Origin of the sequence: Zhongshania sp. (genome assembly GCF_041584495.1) — a bacterium.
In the GTDB taxonomy this organism is placed as follows: Bacteria; Pseudomonadota; Gammaproteobacteria; order Pseudomonadales; family Spongiibacteraceae; genus Spongiibacter.
In genome coordinates, this window is the sequence record NZ_JBFHDY010000259.1 from 1 (window position 1) to 1900 (window position 1900).

A 1900-nucleotide genomic window follows, 5' to 3' on the forward strand; every position below is an offset into this window, starting at 1 on the left:
CCCGACAACGGAGAAACCAATGAGAATAATCCCCCTGATTCTAGTCCTTACAGGCTGCACCAGCCTAGATTCAATCGTAGAAGCCTGCCACTCCAAAGGGGGGCATGCGGTGGTTGTGGTCAATCCAGAGGTTACGGAGATACGGGGGGTTAGGTGTGAGTATCCGATATAGCGTCACAACAACTATACAAGGGGATCGATACAATGTTCACTGTAACTGAAAAAGCAATGAGGCCAGCAAGCCCTGAGCGGCGATGCTTATATTGCAAGCAGGCTATCGGGGAGAATCACAAGGACTCGTGCGTATTGGTGATGAAGCGCGTTAAGGTTAGAATGACGGTGGAATACGAAATAGAAGTGCCCGCAAGCTGGGATAAGCACATGATTGAGTTCCACAGAAACGAAGGGTCATGGTGTTCCAGTAACGCTATATCAGAGCTTGAGCGTGCATTTGATAGCGGCGACGGCTGTATGTGCAATGCCGCCGAGTTTGAATATATCGGCGGAGATAGCGACCCTTATTTGGATGAGGGCTAATGCACACTAACACCGCGTCGGTTATCGCGCCGGTTTGGTGTTATATTGCGCCACAAAAGAATCATTAAGCCGATATAGCGCCACATAAGGCGCTTATACCGTATAAACCTCCCTCCGCTTATTCGCCTCAGTTCCAGCCGGTACGTTATCCAATATGTCTTTGACCATTTCAACGGGGATGGTGTTTGATCCGCGCTGACCGTATATCTTGTGACGATACACAACAGTTAAAGACGCCCGTGACTCATAGCCGTGGTCATGCGCGTGCTTGTCGGTAGGTGCCATTGTGTTCCATGATTCCCACTGGCACCCGGCAAACTCTATGGCCTTTTGCTTGTGGTGAATATGGCCCGTGTCGAGGTACACAAACTGGCATTCAGCGAAGTCGTGCCGGAAGTGAGCTGCCACAACCTCAGCCATCTTGGCGGGTTTGCAATTTTGACCGTGCGAAGTAACTACAAACGTGTTGCCCATGCGGTAGGGGATAAACTCACAATCGTTGTCGAGAACCTTCACCCGCTCAGTCTGGAAGCGACAGCGCAGAAGCTCAGCCATCCATATAGCGCCCGTGTCGTTGTGGTTGCCCTTGTTGATTATCACGTCAACGTATTTAAACTTTTCAAGGCAAGCGGTGATTATATACTGCATAATCCTACTTGATACATTCACCATCTTCCCAAACCGACCATCAATATCCAGCTGGTTCCTAGACCTCTCTGTAACGCCCGCTATGTTGTCGTAGTGGTTAAAGTCGCCAAGGTCGTTGATAACACACCGCTCACATGCTGGCGCTTCGTCTATCGCTATCTGGAAGGCTTTGCACAGCTCGCGCTCTGCTATCTTGAGGTCAAAATTGTGGCCAACCTCGTACTTGTGGGCCAGCATTCCGATATGCGCGTCGCCGATCTGAAACCAAGGGACTAACTCTTTATCGTATTTTTTTTTGGTGTGGGCGGGAATCTTGAGGGGCTTGATGTCATCTTTCATTGAGGCGATGGTTTCTTTTATCATCGCCGCTTGGCGTAGCTTATCCTCTGTGAACTTGTACCATATCGGCTTGCCTTCCTCGTTCTCCCGCATATCGGAGAAGCCTTGCAGCTTGTAGCCATCTGGGCCAGGTCGGGATAAGCCTTTTGCTGGGTCAAACCCCCTTTTAGCCGCATTACGCTTAATGGACTCAATAGACCGCTCAATTGTGCGGCTGTTCTTCCCTAGCGCCTTAGCCGCTTTTACGAGCGAACCATGCTTGATGACAGCTTCCAGGTTCTCGGCTTGGGCCTCGCAAACTGTGAAGTCTCGATATTTTGTGTAGTCCATCCCCTCACCTCCTTATGTACATTACCCAAAAATATAGCCATATCAG

At 49.9% G+C, this 1900-nt stretch carries 2 protein-coding genes; one reads left to right on the forward strand and one right to left on the reverse strand.

All coding sequences use genetic code 11. The features are described 5' to 3' along the window. The first annotated feature begins 312 nt into the window (after window positions 1-312). Window positions 313-537 carry a hypothetical protein gene (locus ABYP33_RS18895; RefSeq protein WP_373092879.1) on the forward strand — a complete coding sequence of 75 codons (225 nt, stop codon included), beginning with the start codon at window positions 313-315 and terminating at the stop codon, window positions 535-537. A 93-nt stretch (window positions 538-630) separates the two neighbouring features. Here the strand turns inward: ABYP33_RS18895 and ABYP33_RS18900 are convergent, their stop codons facing one another. Further along, window positions 631-1854, reverse strand: coding sequence for a hypothetical protein (locus ABYP33_RS18900; protein WP_373092881.1), 1224 nt, complete (start codon window positions 1852-1854; stop codon window positions 631-633). Between the last annotated feature and the right edge of the window lie 46 nt (window positions 1855-1900).